The organism is Mesoflavibacter sp. SCSIO 43206, assembly GCF_019904215.1.
Classification (GTDB): Bacteria; Bacteroidota; Bacteroidia; order Flavobacteriales; family Flavobacteriaceae; genus Mesoflavibacter; species Mesoflavibacter zeaxanthinifaciens.
Genome location: NZ_CP063201.1, coordinates 710,586 through 734,173, shown reverse-complemented (window position 1 = coordinate 734,173; position 23,588 = coordinate 710,586). Strand labels below are relative to the sequence as shown.

19 protein-coding genes are annotated in these 23,588 nt (G+C 30.7%); 12 read left to right on the top strand and 7 right to left on the bottom strand.

Annotated elements, in window-relative coordinates; translation table 11 throughout:
• Window positions 1–173 precede the first annotated feature (173 nt).
• The 7 genes from INR78_RS03600 (at window position 174) to INR78_RS03570 (ending at window position 7,909) form a co-directional block, all read left to right on the top strand.
• Window positions 174–905, top strand: a complete 732-nt coding sequence (locus tag INR78_RS03600; protein ID WP_223077501.1) for a type III pantothenate kinase — start codon at window positions 174–176, stop codon at window positions 903–905.
• Window positions 902–2,218, top strand: a complete 1,317-nt coding sequence (locus tag INR78_RS03595) for a hypothetical protein (RefSeq protein WP_223077500.1) — start codon at window positions 902–904, stop codon at window positions 2,216–2,218. Before INR78_RS03600 ends, INR78_RS03595 begins: the two co-directional genes overlap by 4 nt.
• 22 nt (window positions 2,219–2,240) lie before the next feature.
• Window positions 2,241–3,566 (top strand): hypothetical protein, encoded by a 1,326-nt coding sequence (locus tag INR78_RS03590; protein WP_223077499.1) that lies wholly within the window; start codon window positions 2,241–2,243, stop codon window positions 3,564–3,566.
• Window positions 3,566–4,120 carry an LPS export ABC transporter periplasmic protein LptC gene (gene lptC, locus INR78_RS03585; RefSeq protein WP_223077498.1) on the top strand — a complete coding sequence of 185 codons (555 nt, stop codon included), beginning with the start codon at window positions 3,566–3,568 and terminating at the stop codon, window positions 4,118–4,120. Before INR78_RS03590 ends, lptC begins: the two co-directional genes overlap by 1 nt.
• A gap of 55 nt (window positions 4,121–4,175) precedes the next feature.
• The gene (locus tag INR78_RS03580) at window positions 4,176–4,361 is read left to right on the top strand and encodes a hypothetical protein (protein WP_027880983.1); all 186 of its coding nucleotides are present in this window, start codon (window positions 4,176–4,178) and stop codon (window positions 4,359–4,361) included.
• A complete protein-coding gene (locus INR78_RS03575) occupies window positions 4,361–5,650 on the top strand; it encodes a hemolysin family protein (protein ID WP_223077497.1) in 1,290 nt (429 codons plus the stop codon). Before INR78_RS03580 ends, INR78_RS03575 begins: the two co-directional genes overlap by 1 nt.
• A 132-nt stretch (window positions 5,651–5,782) precedes the next feature.
• Complete coding sequence (locus INR78_RS03570; protein WP_223077496.1) at window positions 5,783–7,909, top strand: peptidylprolyl isomerase; 2,127 nt, start codon at window positions 5,783–5,785, stop codon at window positions 7,907–7,909.
• 81 nt (window positions 7,910–7,990) lie between these two features.
• On the opposite strand, the gene INR78_RS03565 is transcribed toward INR78_RS03570, so the two are convergent.
• Together INR78_RS03565 and INR78_RS03560 are read right to left on the bottom strand one after the other, a co-directional pair.
• The gene (locus INR78_RS03565) at window positions 7,991–8,899 is read right to left on the bottom strand and encodes a GYDIA family GHMP kinase (RefSeq protein WP_223077495.1); all 909 of its coding nucleotides are present in this window, start codon (window positions 8,897–8,899) and stop codon (window positions 7,991–7,993) included.
• A complete protein-coding gene (locus INR78_RS03560) occupies window positions 8,900–10,198 on the bottom strand; it encodes a hydroxymethylglutaryl-CoA reductase, degradative (RefSeq protein ID WP_223077494.1) in 1,299 nt (432 codons plus the stop codon).
• Between the two features lie 179 nt (window positions 10,199–10,377).
• Between INR78_RS03560 and INR78_RS03555 the strand changes: the two genes are divergently transcribed.
• From INR78_RS03555 to INR78_RS03545, 3 genes are all read left to right on the top strand, one after another.
• Window positions 10,378–12,564: a S9 family peptidase gene (locus INR78_RS03555; protein ID WP_223077493.1), complete on the top strand. Its 2,187-nt coding sequence runs from the start codon at window positions 10,378–10,380 to the stop codon at window positions 12,562–12,564.
• Window positions 12,565–12,589: 25 nt separating this feature from the next.
• Window positions 12,590–14,179 carry a peptide MFS transporter gene (locus tag INR78_RS03550; RefSeq protein ID WP_223077492.1) on the top strand — a complete coding sequence of 530 codons (1,590 nt, stop codon included), beginning with the start codon at window positions 12,590–12,592 and terminating at the stop codon, window positions 14,177–14,179.
• Between the two features lie 101 nt (window positions 14,180–14,280).
• Entirely contained in the window at window positions 14,281–14,823 is a 543-nt protein-coding gene (locus INR78_RS03545; protein WP_223077491.1) for a thioredoxin fold domain-containing protein, read from the top strand.
• A 6-nt stretch (window positions 14,824–14,829) separates the two neighbouring features.
• On the opposite strand, the gene INR78_RS03540 is transcribed toward INR78_RS03545, so the two are convergent.
• The 4 genes from INR78_RS03540 to surE all read right to left on the bottom strand — a co-directional run bounded on the left by INR78_RS03540 (window position 14,830) and on the right by surE (window position 19,424).
• Window positions 14,830–16,857: a ComEC/Rec2 family competence protein gene (locus INR78_RS03540; RefSeq protein ID WP_223077490.1), complete on the bottom strand. Its 2,028-nt coding sequence runs from the start codon at window positions 16,855–16,857 to the stop codon at window positions 14,830–14,832.
• Between the two features lie 69 nt (window positions 16,858–16,926).
• Entirely contained in the window at window positions 16,927–17,505 is a 579-nt protein-coding gene (locus INR78_RS03535; RefSeq protein ID WP_223077489.1) for a C40 family peptidase, read from the bottom strand.
• A 7-nt stretch (window positions 17,506–17,512) separates the two neighbouring features.
• Entirely contained in the window at window positions 17,513–18,628 is a 1,116-nt protein-coding gene (gene lpxB / locus INR78_RS03530) for a lipid-A-disaccharide synthase (RefSeq protein ID WP_223077488.1), read from the bottom strand.
• A gap of 19 nt (window positions 18,629–18,647) precedes the next feature.
• Window positions 18,648–19,424, bottom strand: a complete 777-nt coding sequence (gene surE, locus INR78_RS03525; protein ID WP_223077487.1) for a 5'/3'-nucleotidase SurE — start codon at window positions 19,422–19,424, stop codon at window positions 18,648–18,650.
• Window positions 19,425–19,576: 152 nt separating this feature from the next.
• Between surE and INR78_RS03520 the strand changes: the two genes are divergently transcribed.
• Both INR78_RS03520 and INR78_RS03515 read left to right on the top strand, forming a co-directional pair.
• Window positions 19,577–21,712 (top strand): carboxy terminal-processing peptidase, encoded by a 2,136-nt coding sequence (locus tag INR78_RS03520; protein ID WP_223077486.1) that lies wholly within the window; start codon window positions 19,577–19,579, stop codon window positions 21,710–21,712.
• A gap of 6 nt (window positions 21,713–21,718) precedes the next feature.
• Window positions 21,719–22,813 carry an ABC transporter permease gene (locus INR78_RS03515; protein WP_223077485.1) on the top strand — a complete coding sequence of 365 codons (1,095 nt, stop codon included), beginning with the start codon at window positions 21,719–21,721 and terminating at the stop codon, window positions 22,811–22,813.
• 3 nt (window positions 22,814–22,816) lie between these two features.
• On the opposite strand, the gene INR78_RS03510 is transcribed toward INR78_RS03515, so the two are convergent.
• Complete coding sequence (locus INR78_RS03510) at window positions 22,817–23,443, bottom strand: hypothetical protein (RefSeq protein WP_223077484.1); 627 nt, start codon at window positions 23,441–23,443, stop codon at window positions 22,817–22,819.
• Between the last annotated feature and the right edge of the window lie 145 nt (window positions 23,444–23,588).

The window sequence follows — 23,588 nt, the reverse complement described above, 5'->3', positions numbered from 1 at the left end:
GCGGATGCAAATATATATTCATTTTTAAAACTGACAAAACAAAAAATGAAAAAAATAAAATTTGTTTTAAAACTTTCATTGTTTGAATGTGTATTTGTCTCTAATTCAATATTATAAATAAATTAAGAAAATTTATGATTCGGTTTTGTAAATTTGGCACTTTTGGTAATTGTATGAACTTAATTATTGACGTAGGAAATACTAGTATAAAGCTTGCTGTTTTTGAAGAAGAAAAACTTTTGATAAAAAAGGTTGTTTTGGAAGAAGGATTGATTGAAGCAGTAAATAATCTGAATAAAGATTATAAAAATATAAAACATGTAATAGTATCTTCTGTAGGGAATTTGGGAGAAGACATAAAAGCATATTTAACTAAAAATCATCAGGTTTTATTTCTTTCACATCAAACCAAAATTCCTTTTAAAAATTTATATGCAACACCAAATACATTAGGTATTGATAGAATAGCTTTAATAGCAGGTGCTGTAAATCAATTTCCTGATAAAAACGTATTAGTTATAGATGCTGGTACATGTATAACGTACGATTTTATTAATTCTAAAAATGAGTATTTAGGTGGTGCAATTTCACCAGGATTAAGAATGCGTTACAAGTCTTTACATAATCAAACAGCTAAATTACCGTTATTAGAAACTGAAGCGATTGAAAGTATTATAGGTAATACAACCAAAACATCAATTAATAGCGGTGTTGTTAATGGATTAACTGTAGAAATTGATGGAATAATAACCCAATACAAAGAAAAATTTAGTGATTTAACAATAATTTTAACAGGCGGAGATGCTAATTTTTTGTCTAAACAATTAAAAAGTAGCATATTTGCCAACTCAAATTTCTTGCTGGAAGGCTTGAATTTTATTTTACTCAACAACATAAGCGAATGATAAAAAAACTTTTAATAGTTTTTATTGCATTAATAGCAATTCAAAGTAAAGCACAACAAGGAGGCGGATCTCCATATTCTTTTTATGGAATAGGAAGTTTAAAGTTTAAAGGATCTGTAGAGAATAGAAGTATGGGAGGAATGGCTGTTTATAAAGACAGTATACATATTAACTTTGCAAATCCAGCAACTTTTGGAGATAATAATATTGCTAGTTTTAAAAATGAAAGCAGACCTGTAAAATACACAGTTGGAGGAAGTCACTCTGCATCAACATTAAAATCAAATTCTAGTAGTGATAAATCTAATACAACTTCTTTTGATTATTTGGCACTTTCTGTACCTATAAATAAGTTTGGTTTTGGGTTTGGACTTTTACCTTACAGTTCTGTAGGTTATAAATTAAACAACTTTTTAGATAATGGTAATCCAGAAGCTAGATATGAAGGAAGCGGAGGAGTTAACAAAGTATTTTTATCTACAGGATATCAATTAACAAAATCCTTAAGTATTGGTGCAAATGCAGATTATAACTTTGGTAATATAGAAAACTCAACACTTGTTTACGGATATAACACAGAAGGAGATTTATTATCATATCACTCTAAAGAAACAAACTCTTCTAGCTTAAGCGGTTTAAGTTTTAATTTTGGATTGCATTTTAGAGAGATGATTTCAGATAAACTAGAAATACAATCTTCTTTTACTTATGCGCCAGAGTCTAATTTAACATCAAAAAACGAAAGACTATTTTCTACAGTAACAATAAATTTTGATGATGGTACCGAAACTTTTATAAATCAATTTGATGCAGACTTAGAAGCAAATAATTTAGATGAAACAACCTTAACATTGCCATCTAAGTATAGTATTGGCGTTGGTTTAGGGCAACCACGTAAATGGTTTGCTGGTATAGAATATACAGCACAACAAACAAGTAAATTTAACAATCCGCTCTACGCAAATACAGGTACAACTTTTGAAGACGCATCAAAACTATCTATCGGTGGATTTTATATACCAGAATACAATGCCTTTTCAAGTTACTGGAAGAAAACAGTTTACAGAGCAGGATTGCGATTTGAAAATACTGGTTTAAATATCAATAATCAAACTATAAACGAGTTTGGCATGTCTTTTGGAGTAGGATTACCAGTAGGAACACCAAGAACACCATTTTCTAATGCAAATATAGGGTTAGAGTTTGGAAGACGAGGGACAACAGATGCTAACTTAATAAAAGAAAACTTTGTGAATATCAATATAAGTTTATCGTTAAACGATTGGTGGTTTCAAAAAAGAAAATACAACTAAAACAAGATAAAAATTAATAATTATGAAAACTAAGATTACATTACTAATCGCGCTATTTTTTAGTTTAAGCTTTGGTTTTTCTCAAAACGAACAAGAGTGTGGTACAAAATTATCTTTAATGGCAGAAGCCGCTAAAGCTAAAAACTACGAAGCTGCATATGCGCCATTTAAATGGTTAAGAGAAAACTGCCCAAAGTATAATCTTGCTATTTATCAATACGGAGAGAAAATTTTAGAAAACTTTGTTGAAACTAAAGAAGATAAAAAAACTTATATCTTAGAATTAACAGAGATGTGGAATGATAGAGCAGAATACTTCCCTAGCAAAACTAAAGCTGGTAAAGTAATGGTAGACGCATGTCTTCTTAAGTATGATAATAAAGAAGCTTTAGGTTTATCTACTCAGCAATTATATGATTGTTTTGACAATGCATACAAGACAGATAAAGAAAACTTTACAAGCACCAAAGGATTATATCTTTACTTTAAATTAGCTGTAGAATTATATGATGCAGAGAAAATGACTGCTCAACAGTTGTTTGATAAGTATGATGATGTTGCTGAAAAAATTGAATACGAAATAGAAGACAATACTAGAAGTCTTAACAAGTATATAGAAAAAGAAGAAGCTGGTACAACTTTAACAAGTAGAGATAAAAAGTATAAAAAATATCATGGTCAAATGATAGATGCTTTTGGCAAAGTAACTGCTGGTATAGATTCAGATTTAGGTACAAGAGCAAACTGTGATAACTTAATTCCTTTATATACTAAAAACTTTGAAGCTAACAAAGATAATGCAGAGTGGTTACAAAGAGCATTAAATAAAATGTATCAAAAAGATTGTCAAGAAGATCCTTTATTTATAAAAATATTAGATACTAAGCACAATTTACAACCAACAGCAGATTCAGCTTATTATTTATATGTTAAAACAGGAGAACAAAAATATTTAGATCAAGCAATTTCTCTTCAAACAGATCCTTTAAAAAAGTCAAACTTAGTGTATAAAATTGCATTAAACTTTAAGAAAAAAGGAAGCTATGGTCAAGCAAGACAATATTTTTACGAAACAGTTAAGTTAAATCCATCTAACAAAAACCCATACATGCATGTAGCAGAAATGTATGCAAAAAGTGCCAACAGTTGTGGTACAGATAGTTTTAACAAAAGAGCAGTATTCTGGTTAGCAGCACAAGAAGCTAATAAAGCAGGAAATTCAAGTGCAGCAGCAAGATATAATGGTTTAGCACCAACTAAGTCAGAAATCTTTAATAAAGATATGGCAGGTAAATCAATTAGTATTGGATGTTGGATAGGTAGAACTGTAACAGTACCAAGCTTATAATGCAAAATCAAAACTTACATATCATAAAAAACTCAGTCATAGCATTTGCTATGACTTTGTTTTTTGCATGTAAAGGCAATTTAAAGGACATTAAAAAAATGGATATGTCTGCTAACGAGCCTGTTGGTATTTCAGATAGTATTAATGTGAAATACACAGATTCTGGTCGTTTAGCAGCTAATTTAATAAGCCCAAAAATGTACGATTATAGTAATCGTGACTTTTCCTATAGCGAATTTCCTGATGGAATTTTACTTTACTTATACGATAAGCAAAATCAAAGAACAACAATTATTTCAGATTATGCTATTGTTTATAACGATACAGATTTAATAGATTTAAGAGGTAATGTTGTTGCTGCAACTCCAGAAAAAGATACACTTTATGCAGAGCAATTATATTACGATCAAACCAAACAATGGTTATTTACAAACTTACCTGTTACCTTTAGATCTAAAGATTACGTAACTAATGGCGAAGGTTTTGACTCTGATAGAGATTTTAATAAAGCCGAAGTTTTAGGAGTTACCGGTCAATTTGCTATTACAGAATAATTGTAACACCTTTTACTTTTTTAGTATCTTTACAGCCTAAATTATAATTCATTACATGAAATTATTTAAATTATTTCAATACGCATATATTGTATTTGCAGTATTGTTTGTTTATGATGCGTTTGCAGAATACAATAGTACAGGACAAGTAAAATACCTTTCATTATTTTTAGCGGCTTTAGCTGTATTTATGTTCTTTTTTAGAAAAAAATTCAACAATAAATTTGATAACAATAAATAATGGCAACTTCAATAATAATTATTGTTTGTTCATTATTGCTATCGGCTTTTTTTTCGGGTATGGAGATTGCTTATGTGTCTTCAAACAAAATTCATATAGAAATTGAAAAAAAGCAAGAAGGATTTTTAGCGCAAATACTAACAAAAATTACTGCTAAACCTTCAAAATTTATCGCAACTATGCTTATTGGTAATAATATAGCATTAGTTATTTATGGGTTGTTTATGGGCGATTTGTTGGTGCAATGGTTTCAAAGCTTTTTACCTTCAGAAAGCGGATTAGTAACCTATTTGTTAACCGATTTAAACTTGCTGACCCAAACCATAATTTCAACATTAATTATATTGTTTACTGCAGAGTTTCTTCCAAAAGTATTCTTTCAGATTTATGCTAATTCACTATTAAAAATACTAGCATTTCCAGCGTATTTGTTCTATGTGCTATTTACTTTTATTTCAGATTTTGTGATTTGGATTAGTGATGTGGTACTAAAAAAATTCTTCAAAACAGAAGGCGATCAAGTTCAACTAGCTTTTACAAAAGTAGAATTAGGTAACTATATTAGTGAGCAAATGGAAAGCGTAGAAGAACATGAAGAAATTGATACCGAAATTCAAATTTTTCAAAATGCTTTAGAGTTTTCCGAAGTAAAAGCACGCGAAGTTATGGTACCTCGTACCGAAATTACAGCGCTAGAACTTCATGATTCTGTAGACGATTTAAGCAAATTATTTACAGAAACAGGCTATTCTAAAATTTTAATTTATAAAGAAACTATAGACGAAATTTTAGGTTACGTCCATTCTTTCGATTTATTCAAAAAGCCAAAAAATATAGGCTCTATGATTATGCCTATAGAGCTGGTTCCAGAAACCATGCTTATAAAAGACATCTTAAACGTACTTATCAAAAAAAGAAAAAGTATAGCAGTTGTGGTGGATGAGTACGGTGGTACATCTGGTATTATGACTGTAGAAGATATTGTAGAAGAATTATTTGGAGAGATAGAAGACGAGCATGATAGCGTAGATTTAATTGAAGAACAAAAAGACGAAGATAATTTTGTGTTTTCAGCAAGATTAGAAGTAGACTACATTAACGAAACCTATAAAATAGACTTGCCAGAAGGTGAGAATTATGAAACTTTAGGCGGTTTAATTGTAGACTTTACAGAAGAAATTCCGCAACAAGACGAAATCGTAACTATTGACAATTTCGAATTCAAAATATTAGAAGTATCCAATACAAAAATAGATTTAGTAGCCTTAAAAATTAAAGAAGAAGATTAGCTTCAACTACATGAAAATCTTGATAATAGCTGCTTAATTTATTATTTGATTATTTATTATAAAAAGTACTTTTATTATTGAATAGAAAATGGTATTTTCGCCCACTATATTTCATAAAATTTATCATAGAAAATGGCAATTTTAAATAAAATAAGACAGAAAACAGTTGTATTAATTTTGGTTATCGCGTTAGCCTTATTCGCATTTATTTTATCAAGTTTATTTGATAACAAAGATGCATTATTTGGTAAATCTCAAGACGTAGTTGCAACCATTAACGGTAAAGACATAAGCAGAGTAGAGTTTATGAGCCTTGTAGAACAGCAACAACAACAAATGGGTGCAAACGCAACTTCAACTCAGGTAATGAACCGTGTATTTGATGCTAAAGTTAGAGAAGCTGTTATGGAAGGTCAGTTTGAAAAGTTAGGACTATCTATAGAAACTGATCAAATGAGAGATATTTTAAAAAATGCATTATCTACAAGCCCAGAATTTTTAAATGAAGCAGGTATATTTGATGAGTCTAAATTAAAAGTTTACATAGATAACTTAAAATCTACATCAGCTCAAGCATACCAAAACTGGGTAAATTATGAGCAGCAATTAGCAGTAGGAGCATTACAAACAGATTACTTTAACATGGTTAAAGCTGGTGCAACTGCAACTTTAGCAGAAGGAGAGTTAGATCATAAATTAGCTAATGATAAAGTAGATATTAAATATGTGCAAGTACCTTATAGTTCTATAGCAGATAGTACTGTTAAAGTATCAAAATCTGAAATTAAAGATTACATTTCTAAGCATAAAAAATCTTACGAGACAGAAGCTAGTAGAAGTTTTCAATATGTATTCTTTAAAGAAGAAGCATCTGCTGAAGACGAAAAGAATATCCAAAATAGTTTAAAAGAATTATTAAACGATAGAGAAGTTTACGATGAAAATGCAGAAGACAAAAAACGTACAGAAATAGGTTTTATAAATACAAAAGATGTAGAAGATTTTGTTAATGCAAATTCTGACGATATAAAATATAACGATAGATTTTTAAAGAAGTCTGCTTTACCAGAAACTATTGCAGATACAATTTTTAACCAAGAGATTGGCTTTATCTATGGACCATACAAAGAAGGTAACTACTATAAATTATCAAAACTAGTAGATAGAACTACTTTACCAGACTCAGCAAAAACAAGACACATTTTAATACCATTTATAGGAGCTTCAAGAGCGCCAGCAGATGCTAAACCAAAAGCAGAAGCAGAAGCTTTAGCAGATAGCTTATTAACAGTTTTAAAATCTGATAAATCTAAATTTTCTGAGTTTGTTACAGAATATTCTACAGACCAAGGAAGTGTAAACAACGAAGGTCGTTACGACTGGTTTGCTTACGACAGAATGGTGCCAGAATTTAGAGACTTTGCTTTTGAAGGTAAAACAGGAGATTTAGGTGTAGTAGAAACTGCATTTGGATTACATATCATTGAAGTTGAAGGTCAAAAAGGATCTTCGGATATGGTGAAAGTAGCAACTATAGCTAGAAAAATTGAACCATCAGAAGATACTAACGACAAAATATTTAGAGATGCTTCTACATTTGAAGTAAACTCAGAAAATGCAGACTTTGCAACATTAGCTAAAGAGTCTAGTTATGATGTAAGACCAATGACAGCTAAAGAATTAGACGAAAGTATACCTGGTATAGGTAACCAAAGACAAATTGTACGTTGGGCTTTTGAAGAAGGAACAGATGTAGGGGACTACAAACGTTTTACAGTTTCTGGAGGTATAGTTATTGCACAATTAACTTCAAAATCTGAAGCAGGGTTAATGAGCGTAGAAGATGCGTCTGTAACAGCATTACCAGAGATTAGAAAAGAAAAGAAAGCTAAGCTAATCATGGATAGAGTAAGCGCAACTACTTTAGAAGAGTTTGCAAAAGCAGAAAATCAAAATGTAAGAAGCTCTGTAGCTATCAACATGAAAAATCCTACAATTTCTGGTGCTGGTAATGAGCCAATGGTTGTTGGTACAGCATTTGGATTAAATGAAGGAGAAACTTCTGGTTTAGTAAAAGGAAATACAGGTGTATTTATGGTACAAACAACTAAAAAGACACCAGCAACAGAGTTAGAAAACTATCAGCCTTTTGCAAATCAAGTAAGTACACAAAAATTAAATTCTGTACAAAACAGATTGTACAATGCTTTAAAAGAAGCTGCTGAAATTGAAGATAACCGTGCTAATACAGTACAGTAATTTTTAAATAAAATACTATAAAAAAGCCTCTTGATTTTCAAGAGGCTTTTTTTTGTTTCCGTTTTCAGCTTTAAAATAAAGTTATAACACCATATCAGTATAGCTTAAAATGGTATCAAAGCCTTTACTTTTAAAATACTCAGTTGGATTACTTTTTGAAGCCACCAAAACAAAATCTCCGCCCCAAGCACCAAGACTTTTTATACTTCCTCCAAAATTTTCAAAAAGTAATTGCTTTATTGGTGTTTGATTGGTTACAGAAGCAATAATCTGTTCATGTTGGTCTATTAACGTTTGAAACTTCTCTAAAGTCTCACAAATTATAATTTGTTCTGTAATTGCATTTATTGCAGCAATGGTTGATTCTAAATTGTTTCTATTAGCTTTGTAATGTGCAATACCATCTCTACTATTTTGTTTTTTATTTAAGTGAACAAAATATAGATTATTTTTAAAATTAGGATTAAAATTTAAAGTTTCAATAACTCTTTTTTTATCATTTAATTGATAAGTTAAAGCTAGGTCTTCTTGTGCACACGCAATGTCGTAACCACTACCGCCAAACGTTAATTCTAGTAATTTATAAGCATCAACATTAGCCCAGTTAGCGATATTATTAATTAAGGTTGAAGATGTGCCTAATCCCCAATTTTTAGGAAATTCTAATACAGTTGAAATTTTAAAACCTTCATCTTTTAAAAAATCAGGATTTAACTGTTTTACAGCTGTTATAATTTGTAATAATCGATCTGAGATTTCAGGATTGGTTGTGTTTTCAATTGAAACAGATTTATCTTGAAATGAAAATTTTGCACTAAACCAAACGTTTTGATTTTGGTCTAAGCTGTTCCAGGTCAGTTTGTTTATTGTTTCTTTTTCAACATGAAGTGATTGTCCAAATACAGTAGGAATAGCTAATGCTTTTGCACCATCAAGCACCACATATTCTGCGGTTAGTAATAATTTTCCGTGACTGTAATAGGTTTGCATTTATCCTCTTAATTTTTCAATCTGTTCTACAACAGCGCTATGCGAAACAGTATTGTTTTTAAAATGATCGACTATAGTTTCTTTTTCTTGTGGCGTAGCTTCAAATTGATTTAAAATATTCATTAAATGCATTTTCATGTGTCCTTCTTGAATACCTGTTGTTGTCAAGCTTCTTAAAGCAGCAAAGTTTTGTGCTAAACCAGCAACCGCCACAATTTGCATTAATTGCTTTGCAGTAGGATGATCTAATAAATTTAAAGCTAATTTGACTAAAGGATGTAAACTTGTTAATCCGCCAACTGTACCTAAAGCTAACGGAATTTCCATCCAAAATGTAAATACACCATTTTCAACTTTAGCATGTGTTAAACTAGAGTATCGACCATCTTTTGATGCGTAAGCATGTACACCAGCTTCTACAGCTCTAAAATCGTTACCGGTAGCCAAAACAACCGCATCAATACCATTCATGATGCCTTTGTTGTGTGTTACAGCTCGGTAAGGTTCGATTTCGGCAATCTTTACGGCTTGTACAAACTTTTCGGCAAAGGTGTTTGGGTCAATATCTTTTTCGGACAAATCTTCAACTTTGCAACTTACTTCAGCTCTAACTAAACATTCAGGAACGTAGTTAGATAAAATACTCATCACAATTTCTATAGGCTCTGCAAGTTGTGTTTCAGCTTCGGTTTTAAATTTTTTTGCAAATTGCTCTAAACACGAATTGATAAAATTTGCACCCATTGCATCTAGCGTTTCAAAAGTTGCATGCAATTGGTAGTAATTATCTAAATCTGTAGTTTTATCTATAAGTTGAATGTCTAAAATACCGCCACCACGTTTTTCCATATTTTTGGTAATTGGCTTGGCATCTGTAATTAATTTCGACTTTATTTCATCAAAAAAAGAGGTTAAAGTTTCCTTTTTACCTTGATACATAAAATGAACTTGGCCAATTTTTGTTGTGTTAATCACCTTCGTTTTAAATCCGCCACGCGTTTGCCAAAATTTTGCAGCTTTACTAGCAGCTGCGACTACAGAGCTTTCCTCGATAGCCATAGGAATGGTGTAAATTTTGTCGTTAATCACAAAATTAGGAGCAACGCCAAAAGGCAAGTAAAAGTTAGTTAAGGTATTTTCTATAAACTCGTCGTGTAACTGTTGAAGTTTTTCGTCAGAGTTCCAATATTGCTTTAAAGCTTGTTTAATAGAGTCGTTTTTAGAAAAATGATGAGTTACTAACCAATCAATTTTTTCGGTTTTTGATAGTTTAGAAAATCCAGAAACTAATGCTGCCATGTAATTAAATTTAGAAATGCAAAGATACTATACTGAAGTTAACATTTTAAGTTTGGTGTAAAAATTGATGTTATTGATGTTTTTAAAGATAGTTTAAGCTGAATTTACTGTTAATATTTACGGTTTTTTGGCTAATTTTTAGTAAACTTGACATCCTTTTATTAAATATTTAATTTTAGATGAAAATATTCAAAATTCTTTCCCTTTTTTTAGTTTTAGCAACATCTGCTTTAACCGCTCAAAACAAGCAAATTACATTAGAAGAGATTTGGAACGGTACCTTTAGAACAGAAGGTTTACAAGCGTTACACTCTATGAAAAACGGTCAACAATATTCCGTTTTAAATTTTGATAGAGCCAATCGTGCAACAACTATAGATATTTACGATTATAAAACGTTAGAAAAGACTAAAACTTTAGTAAGTTCTGCAGATATAGATGCTATACCTTACTTTACAGATTATACGTTTAGTGAAGATGAAAGCAAAGTGCTTTTAGCTACAGAAGAAGAGTCTATTTTTAGACGATCTACTTTAGGTAAATATTTTGTTTTTGATACAGAAACAGGAAAAACAACTTTAGTAACCGAAGACAAAATACAAGAACCAACATTTTCTCCAGATGGGACAAAAATAGCTTTTGGTTTAAACAATAACTTGTATGTAAAAGATTTAAATTCTGGTAAAATTACTCAGTTTACTACAGATGGTGAGAAAAATAAAATCATTAACGGAATTACCGATTGGGTTTATGAAGAAGAATTTAGTTTTGTTCGCGCTTTCGATTGGAATGCAGATAGCAACAAAATAGCATTTATCAGATTTGACGAAACTGATGTTCCAGAATTTTCGATGGATGTTTATGGTGAAGATTTATATCCAACACAATCGGTATTTAAATACCCAAAAGCAGGAGAAAAAAACGCAGAAGTATCGCTTCATATTTACAATTTAAAAACAAATAAAGCTGAAGAAGTTAAAGTAGATAAAACCTATAACGATTTTTATATTCCACGTATTAAATGGACCAACAATCCAGATATTTTAAGTGCGCAATACATGAATCGTCACCAAAACGAATTAGACCTTTGGTTTATCAATGCAAAGAAAAATCAAGCTGAAATTGTTTTAGCTGAAACGGATAAAGCATACATAGATGTGACTTTCGATTTAACATTTTTAGAAGATGATAGCTTTATTTGGACAAGCGAAAAAGATGGATATAACCACATTTATCACTATGATAAAAACGGAAAGTTAATCAACCAAGTTACCAAAGGAAATTGGGAAGTAACAAGTTACTACGGTTATGATAATAAAACTGGTAGAATTTTTTACCAATCTGTAGAAAACGGAAGTATTAATAGAGATGTTTATGCTATAAAATTAAACGGAACTAAAAAGCAAAGATTAACAGATAAAACAGGAACAAACAATGCAGATTTTAGTGCAAATTTCACCTATTTTATCAATACCTTTTCAAATGCATCAACGCCATATTTATATACTTTAAATGATGCAAAATCGGGTAAGGTTTTAAAAGCTATAAAAGATAATAGCGAATTAAAAAATCAATTAGCAGATTATCAATTATCAGAAAAAGAATTTTCTACAATAAATGTAAATGGTAACGATCTTAACATGTGGATGATTAAACCTGCAAATTTTGATGCTTCAAAACAATATCCATTGTTCATGTTTCAATATTCAGGACCAGGATCTCAACAAGTAGCTAACCGTTGGAATAGTGCTAACGATTATTGGTATCAACTATTAGCTCAGCAAGGTTATATTGTTGCATGTGTTGACGGAAGAGGAACAGGATTAAAAGGAGCAAATTTTAAAAAAGTAACTCAAAAAGAATTAGGAAAATACGAAGTTGAAGACCAAATAGACGCTGCAAAATTATTAGGTCAAAGAAATTATATTGATGCGTCAAGAATAGGAATTTGGGGCTGGTCTTATGGTGGTTTTATGTCAAGTAACGCCTTATTTAAAGGTAATGATGTCTTTAAAATGGCAATAGCAGTAGCACCAGTAACTAGCTGGCGTTATTACGACTCTATTTATACAGAACGTTACATGACAACACCACAAGAAAACCCAAGTGGTTATGACGAAAACTCACCAATTAACCATGTAGAAAAATTAAAAGGCGACTTTTTATTAATTCATGGATCAGGAGACGATAATGTACATGTACAAAATACAATGCGTATGGTAGAAGCGTTAGTGCAAGCAAACAAACAGTTTGAATTAATGATATACCCAGATAAAAATCATGGTATTTATGGCGGTAATACAAGATTACAGTTATATACTAAAATGACAAACTTTATAAATCGTACATTAGGCGATAAACTTTAAATAAAAACTAACTAAATTATATATTATGGAATTTAAATTTGGAGGTTCAGAAACCAATCAAAAGACTGTTTTAGGTCATCCTTCAGGGCTATTTGTCTTGTTTTTTACTGAAATGTGGGAACGTTTTTCTTACTACGGAATGCGTGCGCTTTTAGTACTTTTTTTAGTGTCATCATTACTAGAAGAAGGTTGGGGCTGGGAAAGAAGTGATGCGTTAGTATTATATGCATGGTATACTGGATTAGTTTATTTAACACCAATTATTGGAGGTTTTTTAGCAGATAAAATTTTTGGATACAGAAAAGCAGTTGTCCTTGGTGCATTTATAATGACGTTAGGTCATGCAAGTATGGCTTTAGAAGGTATGTCTAATATATTTTTCTATTTAGGTTTATTATGTTTAATATTAGGTAATGGGTTATTTAAACCAAATATTTCTTCTATAGTAGGTCAATTATATAAAGGAAATGGTAAAGAAAAAGATGCAGGATATACTATTTTTTATATGGGTATTAATGCAGGTGCATTTTTAGGAATTTTATTATGTGGTTATATTGGTGAAAAAGTTGGATGGCACTATGGTTTTGGATTAGCTGGGATATTTATGTTCTTAGGAATGTTACAATTTTATTTTGCACAATCAATATTTGGAAACATAGGTTTGTCTCCTAAACAAACTCAAGATTTAGATGACTCTGTAGAAGATACTATTGAAGAAATAGGTGAAAATATAGAAGATGTGGCAGATGAAGCTGAAAACTCTAAGGTAGTAAGAGATAGAATTACAGTTATTGGAATTTTTGCTGTATTTACAATCTTCTTCTGGTGGGCATTTGAACAAGCAGGAGGATCAATGACTATTTTTGCAGCAGATTATACAGATAGAGCTTTAGAAGGTAGCGCTGCAAATACATTTAAAATTGTAAATACAATTATTACATTAGTACCAATGGTAGTAATAACTTGGGTATTAATAATGCTATTTAAACAAACTTTCGGAAAATATTCTATGTCTAATGTGTGGCTAGGTTTAAGCTTTTTAATTATTTGGGGGATTGTAATTTGGATGCTTAAAAAAGAATTTTCTTCTGATGCAACAGAAGTGCCAGCATCTTGGTTTTCAGTTTTAAATTCATTATTCATTATATTATTTGCTCCATTGTTTTCAAAGGTTTGGGAAAGTAAATTTAACCCATCAGGACCTATAAAATTTGCATTAGGTTTAATATTGTTAGGTATTGGTTTTGCTGTTTTATCTTATGGTGCATCCGCAATTCCAGAAGGAGCAAAATCAGCTTCAGTAAGCTTAATGTTTTTAGTTGTAGCTTATTTATTTCATACCTTGGGAGAGTTATGTATTTCGCCAGTAGGTTTGTCTTATGTAAGTAAGTTAGCTCCTTTAAAATTAGTTGGATTGATGTTTGGTATATGGTTTATAGCAAACTTTATAGCAAACTTTTTAGGAGGTATTACAGGAAGTTATATAGATCAAATTTCTGAAGAGTATGGACTGTCAACATTCTTTTTAATATTTACAGTAATTCCTATCGCAGCAGCTGTTATATTGGTTGTTATTAATCCAATGATGAAGCGAATGATGCACGGTGTAAAATAATTATAAGTAATTAATATAAAAAAAAGCGTCTCAATTTAGAGGCGCTTTTATTTTTTGTAAATTTGGAATACATTTTGCGACTACAATAAAAAACAATATATATGAAAACATTTTTTATAGCCTTTACAATGCTTTTTGCATTAAATATTACCGCACAAGAAATTAATTGGATGTCTTTAGAAGAGGCTTTAGAGGCACAAAAAACTGCTCCTAAAAAAATATTTATAGATGCCTATACTGTTTGGTGTGGACCATGCAAAATGCTAGATCGTAACACATTTAAAAATGAAGACGTTGTAAACTATATTAACAAAAATTACTACGCAGTCAAATTTAATGCTCAAGGAGATGAAGAGGTAACTTATAAAGGAAAAACATATTCTAATCCTGGTTATGATCCTGCAAAAGCAAAAACAAGAAACGCTAATCATCAGTTATCTCGTGTTTTTGGTATAAGAGCATTTCCTACCTTAGTGTTTTTAGATGAACAATCTAATGTGTTAGCTCCAATTGTAGGATATAAAGATGCTCAAGGCTTAGAATTATACTTAAAAATGTTTGCACAGAACGATCATAAGGAAATGAAAACTCAAGAAGATTTTAACGCATATTATGAGAATTTTAAATTCCAGTTCAAAAAATAAAAGTATTTAATCAATTATAAAAGCTCCCGTTTTTCCTGTTTGGTAAAACGGGATTTTTTGTTTTAAACAAGTAGTTTTCCAACGTAAAATATAAGATTTATAATTACTTCCATCTGCTATAATAGCTTTAGGCTGTATGCTGTCTATTAATCGATTTAAGTTAATTTTTGGCGATTGCGTAAGTAAAGCATAATCAATTTTTAATTTTTTTACTTGATATACGCCTAAACTATCAACAACTAAAAGTGTTTTGTTTTTTATATTGAAAATAGGCTGTATAGGTTTTGGTCTTTCAATGGTTAAATTATTTTTTACAGCAAAAGTTCTTGAGATTGTATTTGTTTCAACACTTTCAAGATTAGAATACAATTGAAGCTTTTTATCAACTTTTTCACCAATGATTGTGTATTTACTTTTATGAAAAATATATAATTTTTCACCTTTATTTTGACTTGTATTAAAGATGAAATTTGCTTGAAAACCAATAATTAATGCTAAAGAGTAGAATATCCATTTCGCTTTTCGGTTAAAATAAAATTGATAGACCGTGAAAATTAGTAAGTAACTTATAATTACTTGAAAAATATTGAAAGAAATGTCTTGAAATAAAAAACTTTCTTGACGTGCAATCCATTCAAAAAAAGAGTTCATCATTCTAATGATATAAGCAAAAATATCTGCTAAAAACTCAGGTAACAAATCAATCAAAGCTAGTGTGATAACTAATAGACCTAAGCCTAATATAATCCCTAAAACTGGAATAACCACCAAGTTAGATAACCAAAACAAGCTTGGAAATTGATGAAAATAATACAGGCTAATTGGTATGATTCCAAATTGTGCAGATACAGTAACTGTCAATGTTTTCCAAAGTAAGTTAAGTAATTTGTTGTTTGGTTTTACTAATGGTTCTATAATTGGTTGAATACTTACTATTGCAAATACAGCCGCATAACTTAATTGAAAACCTACATCAAAAATAAAACTAGGCTTAATTAATAAAAGAACAAAAATTGAAGTCGCTAGTGTGTTGTAAATATTTGATGTTCGTTTTAAATTTAAACCAATAGCAACAATGCTAAACATAGTTGTGGCACGAACAATTGAAGCAGAACTACCCGCAATTATGGCATAACTCCACAGTAGCAACAAAATGACAATTGTTTTTATAAAAAAGCCATGTTTAATGCGTTCTAAAGGTTTTAAAACAAAACTTAAAATGATTAAAATAATACCAACATGTAAACCAGAAACTGCCAAAATATGTATAGCACCAGCATTGGTGTAACTATCGTAAAGATCTTTGTCAATACCTTGACGTTGTCCTAAAATTAGAGCATTAATTATAGATAGTTCGTCTTTAGTAAAATTGTAGTTTTTTAGCTTCTTATTGATAAGGTTTCTAAAATTGGCGGCGTGACCGCGTAGTGTATTTGTGTTATTCTTTAAAAGGAAAAGCTCTGAATCTTTACTATATAATTGATAAAAAACTTGTTGATTTTTTAGATAGTTTTTGTAGCTAAACTGATCAGGATTTAATGGCGATTTTATATCATATATTTCGGTTTTAGTTGTGTAAATATTATCAACTTTTAATGTGTTTGTAGTAGAATCTTTTTCAATATTTAATAATGCTTTACCGTTGGTGTTTTGATAGTCTACTTTTAAAATTTCAATATAGTAACGGTCGCTAAAAGCATTTGGTTTTAAAAATTCTTTAACTTGAAAAGTGATTAATTGACGTTTTTGATTTTCTTCTTTAAAATGAAAAAAATGAGATTTTTCTAAAAGACTTTTATTGATTGTAGAAACAAAAATGCCTAAAATAATACAAGTTAAAATTGCTGAAAAACCAAACCAAACTGTATTGTTGTATTTATCTTTAAAAATGAAATAAACTCCAGCTGTAATTATAAAACTAGCGATGAGAATTACTAATGCATAATTAATTTCTATCAGAAAAAATTCTGATAAAAGGATGCCAAAAATCAACCCGATGGTTAGTCTTACTATGCTGAATTTGAGAAGCTTCACTTCTCTAATATAGCAAATAATTGATTATTCGTTCTGTGTTTTAGGGAATATTTTAAGTTTTAGAAAGAATTATAATACACGACGCGCTTGTACAAAAGCAAAATACCAGTATTTTTCAGATAGTAAAGATCTAATAACACCACGACTTGTACTAGCATGGATAAACTCTACACGACCTAAACGCGCAGAAGTAACCAAACCAACATGATTAACTTGTCTGCTATTTCTTTTAGTAGCAAAAAATAGTAAATCTCCTTCTTTTACTTCTTTTAAATCTACCCAATCTCCGTAAGTAGATAGCTGACTTGTGGTACGAGGTAAGCTTATATCTTCCTCAGAAAAAACAGTGTACATTAAGCCAGAACAATCCATTCCTTTTTTTGTAGTACCGCCATATTTGTATCTAACACCTTCGTAAGTGCTTGCGTTTTTAATGATTTTTTCAATTAATGCATTGTCAATTTCTTCTACAATAACTTCAGTTGAAGCTGTTGTTTTTTTAGTAGTTCCTCTAGTAGAAGGTTTGCGTATTTCTGGTGTTTTGGTAGTTTTTTCTTCCTCTTTTTTTGTAACAATAACATGTCTGTTTTTAGAGCCACCACAAGAAAAAATGGTAAGTAGTAATAAAATTAAAGCAGATCTTTTCATTAAAAGGCTAATCATTTAGAGACTCAAATATAAGAGTTGCTGTTTTTAAACTGGCACCTTTTCCTCCTAATTTTTTTTCTAAATCGTAATAATCAATAAAAAACTTAGTACGCTCGTATTCATCTAAAATGAGATCTAATTCTTTTTTTAGACGTTTTTTATTAAAATCATTTTGAATAAGTTCAGTAACAGCTTCTTTTTCTAAAATAAGATTGACTAAGCTTATAAAATCAAGGTTTACAACACGTTTCCCTATTTGGTAAGAAATCCAACTTCCTTTATAGCAAACCACTTGAGGTACTTTAAAAAGTGCTGTTTCTAAAGTTGCAGTACCCGAAGTTACTAACGCAGCTGTAGATAAGCTTAGTAAATCATACGTTTTGTTACTTATAAAGTTAACGTTGTCTTGTTTTATAAACTGCTTGTAGAAGTCGTAATCTTGTCCTGGTGCGCCAGCAATTACAAACTGGTAATCTTCATAGTCATTAACAAGACTTAGCATAACCGAAAGCATTTTTGTAATTTCTTGTTTTCGGCTACCAGGTAATAATGCAATAATTGGTTTATCACTTAAATTGTGTGTTTTTCTAAATTCTGAATCGTCAATTTGTGTTCGGTTAGAAATAGCATCAATTAAAGGATGACCAACAAAATGAACAGGAAAATTATGTTTCTTTTCATAAAAATCTTTTTCAAAAGGAAGGATTACATACATTTGATCTACATCACGTTTTATGTCCTTAATTCGACCTTCTTTCCATGCCCAAATTTGTGGTGAGATGTAATAGTGTGTTTTAAAACCTTTTGCTTTTGCCCATTTGGCTATACGTAGGTTAAATCCAGGATAATCAATAAAAATGATGGCATCTGGATTGTAATTTTCTATATCTTTTTTACAAAACGACAAATTTTTGGCAATGGTGCGTAAGTTCATCACTACTTCTACAAAGCCCATAAAAGCTAATTCTTTGTAGTGTTTGACTAAAGTACCTCCAACAGTTTCCATCAAATCTCCTCCCCAAAATCTAAAGTCTGCATTTGCATCTACTTTTTGTAAAGATTTCATAAGGTTAGAGCCATGTAAATCTCCAGAAGCTTCACCCGAAATAATATAGTATTTCATTTATTAAATATATTAAAACTTAATCGTTTAATTGCCAAGTGTTAAGTTGCTGCATGTAATGGTGCGCAGTCAAATCAAATTGTACAGGTACTACAGATACATATCCTTCTTTTAAAGCCCATTCATCTGTATCGCTTCCATTATCGTAATTTACAAATTTTCCTGTAAGCCAATAATAATCTTTTCCTTGCGGTGTTTTTCGTTTATCAAACTTCTCTTTCCAATTGGCTCTAGCTTGTCTACATACTTTAATGCCTTTTATGTCTTTTTCTTCTAAATCAGGAATGTTAACATTCAAAATAACACCTTCAGCAATACCATGTTTTAAAGCGTTTTTTGTGATGCGTTTTACGTATTTTTTTGAGGCTTCAAAATTGGCTTCCCAATTATAATTTAAATTAGAAAATCCTATTGCTGGTATACCTTCTATACCTGCTTCAATCGCTGCACTCATCGTGCCAGAATAAATAACATTAATAGAACTGTTTGAACCATGATTAATCCCAGAAACACATAAGTCTGGTTTACGGTTTAATACCTCGTTTACAGCGATTTTCACACAATCTGCAGGTGTACCAGAACAACTGTATTTTTGTGTTTTTTCACCTTTTTTAGAGACCTTATCTAAGTGTAATGTGTTGTTAATAGTAATAGCATGTCCCATACCACTTTGTGGGCTATCTGGTGCAACTACAACCACATCGCCTAAAGTTTCCATAACTTCTATTAAAGCCAGAATACCTGGAGCTGTAATTCCATCATCATTAGTCACTAAAATTAAAGGTTTTTTACTCATAATTAGATTTGTTTTTCCCTATTGCTAAAATACATAAAAACTTCTGTAACCGCCTAATTTATTCAGTTTAACAAAAAATTAGTGCAAATAGATTTTATTGGCATAGTTTTTTCTTTACTTTAGTAGAAATTTCCCAAAAAATAATGAAGAAAATGAGAAGGAATTATAATATTTTGCTACTAGTTTTAGTGCTTGCATTTGGATCTTGTAGCTTTACCACTAAGGTAGACGATAACCCAGATAAAGATAAATTATTAATTCAAATAATAACTTTGGCATTAGATCAACTTCACTTTGAGCCAAAGACTGTAGATGATGCATTTTCAAAAGAAATATTTGAAGATTATTTAGAGCAAGTAGATCCTTTAAAACGTTACTTTTTAAAGTCGGATATTGATGATTTTAAAAAATACGAAACTGAAATTGATGACCAATTAAAAGCTTATGATATTTCATTCTTTAACGCAGTACACGAAAGGTTAATTAAGCGTCAAGAAGAAGCAAAAGCTTATTATAAAGAGATTTTAGAAAAACCTTTTGATTTTTCTAAGGATGAAGAATATAACGCAGATTATGAGAATTTAGAATACTCTAAAAACAAAAAACAGCTTAAAGAAAGATGGAGACAACAATTAAAGTTTAATACACTATCAAATTATGAAACTTTAATTGAGCAACAAGAAAATGACGAAGCTAAAGAAGATAATACAGAAGCACCAAAGTCTTTAACCGAACTTGAAGAAGAGGCTAGAAATGAAACCTTAAAAGCGCTTGATAATTACTTTACAGACTATATAGAAGATATGGAACGTAAAGATTGGTTTGCAATGTATGTAAACACAATAGTAGAAGAGTATGATCCGCATACATCTTACATGGCGCCAGTAGATAAAGATCGTTTTGATCAACAGATGTCGGGTAAACTTGAAGGAATTGGAGCAAGACTACAAAAGAAAATGGATTACATTAAGATTGTCGAGTTAATCTCTGGTGGACCAGCTTGGAGAGACGGACAAATCGAAGTAGGCGATGTGATTTTAAAAGTACGTCAAGGTGACGAAAAAGAAGCAGTAAGCATTGTAGGAATGCGTATTGATGATGCTATAAAACTTATAAAAGGACCAAAAGGAACAGATGTTGTTTTAACTATGAAAAAGGTTGATGGTACCATCGAAGATATAAAAGTGACAAGAGATTTAGTAGAGTTAGAAGAAACCTACGCAAAGTCTTCAATTGTAAAAAAAGACGATAGAATTTATGGTGTAATCAACTTACCAAAGTTTTATGTAGATTTTAATGATTACAAAGAACGTAATGCTGCTTCAGATATAAAACTTGAAATTGAGCGTTTAAAAGAGCAAGGTATCGAAGGTTTAGTTTTAGACCTAAGAAACAATGGTGGTGGATCTTTAAAAACCGTAGTTGATATGGCTGGTTTATTTATAGAAGATGGGCCAATTGTTCAAGTAAGAGAAACAGGATCTCAAAAAGAAGTTTTAAAAGATACCGATAGAAGTATAACTTGGGACGGACCATTAGTAATTATGGTAAATGAGTTATCTGCATCAGCTTCAGAAATTTTAGCAGCTGCAATGCAAGATTATAAAAGAGCTATTATAATTGGTAGTAAACAAACCTACGGAAAAGGTACTGTGCAAAACGTATTAGACCTTAACAGAATGGTGCGTAATAGTTCTCACGGAGATTTAGGTGCTTTAAAATTAACAAGACAAAAGTTTTACCGTATTAACGGAGGATCAACACAATTAGAAGGTGTAAAAAGCGATATAGCAGTTCCAGACAGATACAGTTTTATTGATATTGGCGAACGTGACCAAGAAAACCCTTTACCATGGGATAAAATTACACCAGTAGATTATGATGTTTGGGATAGTTATTTTGATTATGATGCAACTATTTCAAAAAGTAAGCAGCGTATGGCAAATAACCAACAGCTTAAACTTATAGAACAAAGTGCAAAATGGGCTAAAAAGCAAATGGATGATAATACATATTCATTAAACTATAAAAAATATAAAGAAGAGTTAAAGCTTAACGAAGAGCAAGCTAAGCAGTTTGATGCTATTTCAGATTACAAAACTAATCTAACATTTAACTCTTTACCATACGAACAAAAAATGTTTGAACAAGACACTGTATTAAAGCAAAAACGCGAAAGATGGCATGAAAATTTAAGTAAAGATGTTTATGTAGAAGAAGCTTTAAACGTGTTAGACGACTTAAATAGTACTTACCGTATTAATAAAGTAGCTACAATTAAAGATTAATAATCAATGAGTAAAAACTCTAGCTCATTATCTCAACTAGCGCTTCAAAAGTTTAAAAAAAACTTTTGGGGCGTTTTTAGTTTGATATACATTGGCTTGGTTGGTATAATCTCGGTTTTTGCATATGTCTTTGCGCCAGACAGTTCGCAAAATGCCAATCAAATGCATGTCTCTATTCACTCTAAATCACCTGGTTTTTCGGTTGATATGCTAACTATTCCTTCAGAAGTAGATAATGATCAAAATTGGTTTGATATTATTTTTTTTGGAAAGAAAAACACAAACACAGAAATACCTATTTCAAATTATAAATTAAAAGGTAATCAGCTAACTTATACCGAGTATGTTTCTGATGGATTACAAGGTCAAACAAAAACCATAAAGGCTAATTTTATTTCAGATAATTCCGCAAAACAATTCATAAAAAAAAGAACATTTTATTTAGGAACAGATAAATACGGAAGGGATTTATTAAGTAGACTTTTGGTTGGTGCACGTATTTCGTTTTTTATAGGTTTTGTAGCTGTATTTATTTCGTTAGTAATAGGTGTTTTTATGGGAAGTATTGCTGGCTACTATGGTGGTAAAATCGACGCAGCAATTATGTGGATTATTAACGTAACATGGTCAATACCTACATTATTATTGGTAATAGCTATAACCTTAGCTTTAGGTAAAGGGTTTTGGCAAGTGTTTATAGCAGTAGGCTTAACCATGTGGGTAGAAGTAGCAAGAGTGGTAAGAGGTCAAATTATTAGTGCTAAAGAAATGCAATATGTTACCGCAGCAAAAGCATTAGGATTTAATGATTTTAGGATTATAACCAAGCACATTTTACCTAACATTTTAGCACCAGTAATAGTGATTTGTGCAGCAAATTTTGCAGCTGCAATTTTAATAGAATCAGGTCTTAGTTTTTTAGGTATTGGTGCGCAACCGCCAATGGCAAGTTGGGGAGCAATGATAAAAGACCATTACAATTACATTATTTTAGGTAAGCCATATTTGGCAATTCTACCTGGACTCTGCATCATGTTTTTGGTTATGGCTTTTATGTTAGTTGGTAACGCATTGCGTGACGCGTTAGATGTAAAGGTTTAATAGTTACTGGATATATTTAAAGTTTTGCCAGATAGTTGAAATCTCTAATTTGTCCTTAAAATCTTCATAATTATTGATGTTTTGATCATCTCTTGCAGACATTAGCATAATAATATGTGTATCTCTATACGGGTTTGGTTTTAAAATAACATTAAAAAAGTAAGTGCCTTTAAAAGCAGGGTTACTATCGTTACTCATTTTACCGATAGCTTGTAATGCAAAATATTTTTCATCATCAAAAGTTACCTCTTCAATTTTGGATTCAATCATCTCATAACCGCCAAACTGTAACATGCTTTTTATTTGATTAAGAAATGTTTCACTTGCAAAGTTTAAAGACTCTTGTTTAGCGTTGATGTAGCTAAATGAATACATCTGGATAACAACACTGTCTTTATCTTTCTTTTGAATCATTCCAAAAGATGAATTTTTCTTACCAACAATTGGTTTGTCAATAATTAAATCCTTAGGTATTTGTGTTGTAAAATGAACTTCAGGTTTATCAATCTTTGCAGAAAATTCTGGAGTAATTGTGTAAGTAATAGTTTTTTTATCGACTTTATCTTGACAGTTTACTAGCGTTAGTTGGCTAAATACAACCAGTAAAAAAAATAGCAAATGTTTTTTCATCTTAAAGAATAATAGTTGGTTTATATATTTTATTGTGATACAAATTTGTTATATTAAGGTTGTAAACACAATACGATAAATGACGTATATGGCTCTAATTTGAAAAATCTATGTGTAATAATGATTTTGGCTTTAAGATTTTTTA